Origin of the sequence: Fontimonas thermophila (genome assembly GCF_900113085.1) — a bacterium.
Lineage (GTDB): Bacteria > Pseudomonadota > Gammaproteobacteria > Nevskiales > Nevskiaceae > Solimonas > Solimonas thermophila.
In genome coordinates, this window is record NZ_FOOC01000018.1 from 22,104 (window position 1) to 28,330 (window position 6,227).

Below are 6,227 nucleotides of genomic sequence, written 5' to 3' on the forward strand. Positions count from 1 at the left end.
TCAGCGTCCGGCTACCGCCGGCAGGGCGTAGGCCCAGGTTTCCGACACGGTCTGCTCGCCGTTGCGCAGGATCGCGCGCATCTCGAGCGGCTTGGTGTCGTCGCTGCGCCGCACGCGCAGGCTCAGACGCCAGCCGCCGGTGACCTCGTTGCGGTAGAGCTGGCGTTCCAGGATCTCGCCGCCGTCGCCGACCCAGACACCGGCGACGAGGTTCGCATCGGCAGGCAGATCGGCGAGCGGTCCACCTTCGAAGTCGATGTGGAAGCGCAGGCTGCCGTCGGGCTCCTTGAGCCAGCCATGCCCGCGGCGGGTCTGTACCACGCGGGCGAGCGGTGGCTGTGTCTCCGGATGCATTTGCCAGAGCAGGTTGTATTCGAACTCGATGCGGTCGCCTTTGCGCGGTGCGCGTTCCGGGACCCAGTACGCGACGATGTTGTCGTTGGTTTCGTCGGGGGTGGGGATCGACACCAGCTCGACCCGGCCCTTGCCCCAGTCACCACGTGGTTCCACCCAGGCGCTCGGGCGCAGGTCATACCGCGCCTCCAGATCCTCATAGTGCGCGAACAGGCGGTCGCGCTGCATCAGGCCAAAGCCACGCGGATCGCTGGTGCCGAACGAGGTGATGAACAGCCGGCGCGGATTCACCAGCGGACGCCAGATCCACTCGTTGTCGGTGCGCAGCATCAAACCGTCGGAATCGTGCACCTCCGGACGGTAATCCTCGCGCGGACCCGGGTGGTTCTCGCCGAAGAAGTACATGCTCGTCAGCGGCGCGATACCCAGCTTGGCCACGTCTTCGCGGAAGAACAGGCGCGCGGTCACCTCCGTGCTGGTGACGTCGCCGGGGATCAGGCGGAACGCGTAGGCTCCGGTCAGCCGTGGCGAATCCATCAACGCGTAGATGGTCAGCACATGATCTTCCGGGCGCGGCCATTCGATCCAGAACTCGGTGAATTGCGGAAATTCTTCGCCGGAGAGTTCGGCGGTGTCCACGGCGAGTGCGCGCGCCGACAGGCCATAGCGCTGGTTGCGGCCAAGTGCGCGGAAATAAGTCGCGCCATGGAACACGAGCACCTCGTCCTTGTAGTCGGGCCGGTTGATCGGATAGTGGATGCGGAATCCGGCAAAGCCGAGGTTTTTCATCGACGCCGGATCGATCCCGGTGTGGCCATAGTCGAACCAGGACGGATCAAAGCCGATGGGTTTTACCCCGTCGGCGCTGATCAGATTCACGCGCACCGTGCGGTTGTAGTACATGCCCGGATGCAGGAACTGGATCTCGAACGGCAGCCGCGTATTGCGCCAGATCGCTTTTTCAGGGCGGAAACGGATGTCGCGGTACTGGTCGTAGGTCAGGTTCGCGAGGACCGAAGGGAGTTTCGACGAAGGAGCCTCGTAGGGGCGCTCGGCCAGCTTTTGGGCCATACGCACGACGTCTTCGAAGTCGAAGGCGGCTTGCGCCGGCGTACCGACGAGCAGCACGAGTCCGGCGAGCAGACAGGAGCGCAGGACGCAAGTCAGGGGCATGGCGATACGGGCGGACGAATCACACGAACGGCGAGGGCGGAGACAGTCGGACGACATGATGGTTCAGTGCCCGGCCGCGGCGCGGGCGCCGGTGCGCAGGCGGAATACCGGGTAGGGCGCATGTGCGGCGACGGCGGACGGCGGCCGGCCCAGCACCTGATGCAGCGCCGAGCAGGTCACGTACAACCAGCCATCCGGCCCGAAGCTGAAGCCGTCGGGCCAGCGCAGGCGTTCGCTCTGCACCAGCGTCGCCAGACGGCCGTTGCGCTCTAGCAGCACGATTGCGGAGTGCTCGGGGTCGGAGAGGTAGATCGTGCCGGCTTCGTCGATGGTCAGGCCGTCGGATACGGTCTTGGGGGCATAGACCTCGACGCGGCTGGCCAGCGTCTCCGGCAGCAGGGTGCGGTCGCGCAGGTCGGCGCTGCGGATGCGGTAGAGGTGGAGATCGGTCACCGGTGCGAAATACAGCCACTCGCCCGTGCGATCGAGGACGATCGAATCGACGCCCGGACGGATGGCCACGAGTCCGAACAGTTCCATGCGCCGTCCCTGCACGACCGGAACGAAAGGATCGGCGATGACCGCCGGATGGCCGTCCAGCAGCCGGCGTGCCTCACGGCGCTGTACGTCGTAGACGATCAGTGCCGGAGTCTGCGCAAAGAAGCTCGCATCGGCGATGTAAACGGTATTGCCATCGGGTGCGACCTGGAAATCGTTGAGGTGCGACCCCAGCCCGGCGATCGTGCGCGGAAACTCGAACTCATGGACGACGGCACCGGTGGCGAGATCGAAGGCGAGCAAGCGTCCCGGATGCCAGCCGTGCCCGCCGTTGTCCAGCGTCCACAGCCGGTTCTGGCGATCGATGCGTAGCGACAGCACATCGCGGAAAAAGCGCGGTTCACCCGCCCCGGTTTGGAATGCGAGGTTCGGCCACGGCTGCATGCGGCCGTCGATCAACTCGACGACTTTCCACTCCGGGCGCGCTTCCGGATGCAGCGTGACAAAAACACGGCCATCGGTGGAAACCGCGATGTTGCCCGGCGGTGTGGGCAGCTCGGCGACCGTTTCCAGCACCGTCTCGGGCAATGCCGCGGGTCCGGTCGGGCGCTCGGGGAAGGTGCCGCCGCCGCCATAACGCCACTTGACGGCGGCGAGGATCGCGCCGGCGATCGCGACGATGATCAGCAGGATCCGTAGCCACAGGTGCATGGCGGGCGCGGTTTTTAGATCGGATCGGGGGTGGCTTCGATGTCGCCGGTCGGATCGGGAGCGATACCGCTGTATTCCTGGAACAGCGGCCGCATGCGATTGACCAGCAGACAGAACAGGTCCGCGGTTTTTTCGGCGTCGTAGATCGCCGAATGCGCGGCATCGGCATCATGTCCGAGCCCGGTGGCCTGCAGGGCGCGGGCGAGCACGGTCTGGCCGAGGGCGACGCCAGCGAGGGTCGCGGTATCAAAAACGCTGAAGGGGTGGAATGGGCAGCGTTTATAGCCGGTGCGTGCGACCGCGGCGTTGATGAAGCCCAGATCGAAATGCGCGTTGTGGCCGACCAGGATCGCCCGTGTACAGCCGTTTTCGGATACCGCCTTGCGGATCGGCCGGAACACGTGATCCAGCGCCTCGCGTTCGGGCAGCGCCAGACGCAACGGATTGTCGATGCGGATGCCATTGACCTCGAGGGCCGCTTTCTCGATGTTGGCTCCGGCAAACGGCTCGACGTGCGCGAACACGGTTTGCCGGCGCACCAGGTCACCGTTTTCGTCAAGGCCGAGAATCACCGCTGCGATCTCGAGCAGCGCATCGGTTTGCGCATGAAAACCGCCGGTCTCGACATCGACGACCACCGGCAGAAAGCCGCGGAAGCGATGGCCGATCTTGTGCTTCTGGGGAGGGGATTCCATCGGAAGGGACACCGACAGGGGCGCACAGGATACCGAAAAACCGGGCCGGCCAAGCCGTCGAGACGCAGCCTCGCCGTATAATCCCGGGCGCCGGCTACGTTTCGTAGCGGATCGCGGCATCCGGCCCGCGCCCATAAAGCCCACAGATCCCGACCGATGAGCAAACCCCGCAAGATTGCGCTCGCCTATTCCGGCGGCCTCGATACCTCCGTCATTCTCAAATGGCTGCAAGACGTCTACCAGGCCGAGGTCGTCACCTTCACTGCCGACATTGGCCAGGGCGAGGAACTGGATCACGTCCGTCCCAAGGCCCAGCAGCTCGGCGTCAAGGAAATCTTCATCGACGACCTGCGCGAAGAATTCGTCCGCGACTTCGTCTTCCCGATGTTCCGCGCCAATGCCGTTTATGAAGGCGAGTACCTGCTCGGTACCTCGATCGCGCGGCCGCTGATCGCCAAGCGCCTGGTCGAGATCGCCCGCCAGACGGGCTGCGATGCCATCGCCCATGGCGCCACCGGCAAGGGCAATGATCAGGTGCGCTTTGAGCTCACCGCCTATGCGCTCTGGCCCGAAGCCAAAATCATCGCGCCGTGGCGGGAGTGGGATCTCAACTCGCGCGAGAGACTTCTGGCCTACGCCGAGGCGCATGGGATTCCCATCGCCAAGAAAAAAGACGGCGGTTCGCCGTATTCGATGGATGCCAACGCCCTGCACATCAGCTACGAAGGTGGCGGTCTGGAAGATCCGTGGTGGTGCCCGCCGGATGACATCTGGCGTCTGACCGTCAATCCAGAAGATGCGCCCGACGAGCCGGAGTACGTGACCATCGCGTTCGAGCGGGGGGATGCGGTGGCTGTCAACGGCCAGCGGCTCTCCCCCTATGGCGTGCTCGATGCGCTCAACCGGCTCGGCGCCAAGCACGGCATCGGTCGTCTCGACATCGTCGAGAACCGCTATGTCGGCATCAAATCGCGCGGCTGCTACGAAACCCCGGGCGGCACCATCCTACTCAAGGCGCACCGCGCCATCGAAAGCATCACCCTCGATCGCGAGCAGGCGCATCTGAAGGACGATTTGATGCCCCGCTACGCCCGGCTGATCTACAACGGCTACTGGTTCTCGCCCGAACGCCGGGCTTTGCAGGCGTTGATCGACGACACCCAGACCCGTGTCAACGGCGAGGTGCGCATGAAGCTCTTCAAGGGCAACGTCTACAACGCCGGCCGGCGCTCGCAAGACTCACTGTTCGACGCCACGCTCTCCACCTTCGAAGATGACCGGGGGGCGTACAACCAGAAGGACGCGGAGGGCTTCATCCGCCTGAACGGCCTGCGTCTGCGCACCGGGGCCAAGCGCGATCGGCGCTGAAGTTGCGCGGTCGTCGTCGTCCGCCCTCTGGCGACCCTCGCTGATCCGGACGATCCCGCTGCGCGGGGCCCTCGTCCGGGCTCGGGTCGGCCGGCTTCATCCGCCTGAACGGCCTGCGTCTGCGCACCGGGGCCAAGCGCGATCGGCGCTGAAGTTGCGCGGTCGTCGTCGTCCGCCCTCTGGCGACCCTCGCTGATCCGGACGATCCCGCTGCGCGGGGCCCTCGTCCGGGCTCGGGTCGGCCGGCTTCATCCGCCTGAACGGCCTGCGTCTGCGCACCGGGGCCAAGCGCGACCGGCGCTGAAGTTGCGCGGTCGTCGTCGTCCGCCCTCTGGCGACCCTCGCTGATCCGGACGATCCCGCTGCGCGGGGCCCTCGTCCGGGCTCGGGTCGGCCGGCTTCATCCGCCTTGAACGGCCTGCGTCTGCGCACCGGGGCCAAGCGCGACCGGCGCTGAAGGTTGTACGCCTGCGCGGTGGTGCGTGGATACTGCGCGCCGACCGGTTATGCTGGTGGCGGGCATGCGGGGGTGCTGGCATGACGCAGGAGTCGATGCGCAGGGTCCGTTTGCGCGGTGTGGAGCTGGCCTGTCTCGAGCGTGGCACGGGGCCGCTGGTGTTGTGTCTGCACGGTTTTCCGGATACGGCCTATGGTTTCGTGCCTCTGCTCGACCGCCTGGCTGCGGCCGGTTACTGGGGGGTGGCTCCGTTTCTGCGCGGCTGGAAGCCGAGCGGGCTGGCCAAGGACGACGATTACCGCATCACCACGATCGTCGCAGATCTGATCGAGCTGATGGATGCCCTGGGGGTTCGGCGTGCGCATCTGGTGGGCCATGACTGGGGTGCAGTGGCGAGCTACATCGCAGGCGTCCGGCATCCGGACCGCATCGGCGCGATTGTCGCCGCGGCGGTTCCGCACCCGCGGCGCTTTTTGCTGCGGCCGACGCTGCGCCAGCTCTATCGCTCGCGCTACATGGCCTATTTTCAGCTACCGCATCTGCCCGAGCGCCGTATCGCCGCCGACGGTTTTGCCTGGCTGCACCGACTCGTACGGAGCTGGTCGCCGCGCTGGGGATACACGCAGGCTGATCTGGCGCCGGTGCAGGACAGCCTCGCCGATCCGGCGCACTGCCGCGCGGCGCTGGCCTACTACCGCAGTCTGCCGGGTGTGTTGCGCGAGCGTCGCCACTGGTCCTTGCTGATGAAGCCGCTGCCGGTGCCGGCCAAGGTCATCTGCGGCGCCGACGATGGCTGTATCGGACCGGAGATGTTCACCGATCAAGCCCATTGCTTTGCCGCCGCCTACGAACTGGTCCGGATCGAAGGGGCGGGGCACTTCATGCACCGCGAACAGCCGCTGCGCTTTGCTGACGAGGTGCTGGGTTTTCTCGAAGGACATTCGCTTTAAGGGAAGTGCCCGCGCCGCTCG

5 protein-coding genes are annotated in these 6,227 nt (G+C 66.0%); 2 read left to right on the forward strand and 3 right to left on the reverse strand.

The genetic code is table 11. From position 1 onward, the window contains the following. The 3 genes from BMZ48_RS12165 to rnt all read right to left on the reverse strand — a co-directional run bounded on the left by BMZ48_RS12165 (position 1) and on the right by rnt (position 3,431). On the reverse strand, positions 1-1,527 hold the full coding sequence (locus BMZ48_RS12165; RefSeq protein WP_091535699.1) for a glucan biosynthesis protein G: 1,527 nt from the start codon (positions 1,525-1,527) through the stop codon (positions 1-3). Positions 1,528-1,590: 63 nt separating this feature from the next. After that, on the reverse strand, positions 1,591-2,736 hold the full coding sequence (locus BMZ48_RS12170; protein WP_091535702.1) for an SMP-30/gluconolactonase/LRE family protein: 1,146 nt from the start codon (positions 2,734-2,736) through the stop codon (positions 1,591-1,593). A 14-nt stretch (positions 2,737-2,750) separates the two neighbouring features. Then, entirely contained in the window at positions 2,751-3,431 is a 681-nt protein-coding gene (gene rnt, locus BMZ48_RS12175; protein WP_091535704.1) for a ribonuclease T, read from the reverse strand. Positions 3,432-3,587: 156 nt separating this feature from the next. Between rnt and BMZ48_RS12180 the strand changes: the two genes are divergently transcribed. Both BMZ48_RS12180 and BMZ48_RS12185 read left to right on the forward strand, forming a co-directional pair. Continuing rightward, positions 3,588-4,799 carry an argininosuccinate synthase gene (locus tag BMZ48_RS12180; protein ID WP_091535706.1) on the forward strand — a complete coding sequence of 404 codons (1,212 nt, stop codon included), beginning with the start codon at positions 3,588-3,590 and terminating at the stop codon, positions 4,797-4,799. Between the two features lie 552 nt (positions 4,800-5,351). After that, positions 5,352-6,206 (forward strand): alpha/beta fold hydrolase, encoded by an 855-nt coding sequence (locus BMZ48_RS12185; RefSeq protein ID WP_159431180.1) that lies wholly within the window; start codon positions 5,352-5,354, stop codon positions 6,204-6,206. Positions 6,207-6,227 lie beyond the last annotated feature (21 nt).

What these genes read in the sequence shown, in the direction of transcription:
- BMZ48_RS12185 (WP_159431180.1), top strand. Translation starts at nt 5,352, where the DNA reads ATGCGCAGGGTCCGTTTGCGCGGTGTGGAGCTGGCCTGTCTCGAGCGT.
- BMZ48_RS12170 (WP_091535702.1), bottom strand. Translation starts at nt 2,736, where the DNA reads ATGCACCTGTGGCTACGGATCCTGCTGATCATCGTCGCGATCGCCGGC.
- BMZ48_RS12165 (WP_091535699.1), bottom strand. Translation starts at nt 1,527, where the DNA reads ATGCCCCTGACTTGCGTCCTGCGCTCCTGTCTGCTCGCCGGACTCGTG.
- BMZ48_RS12180 (WP_091535706.1), top strand. Translation starts at nt 3,588, where the DNA reads ATGAGCAAACCCCGCAAGATTGCGCTCGCCTATTCCGGCGGCCTCGAT.
- rnt (WP_091535704.1), bottom strand. Translation starts at nt 3,431, where the DNA reads ATGGAATCCCCTCCCCAGAAGCACAAGATCGGCCATCGCTTCCGCGGC.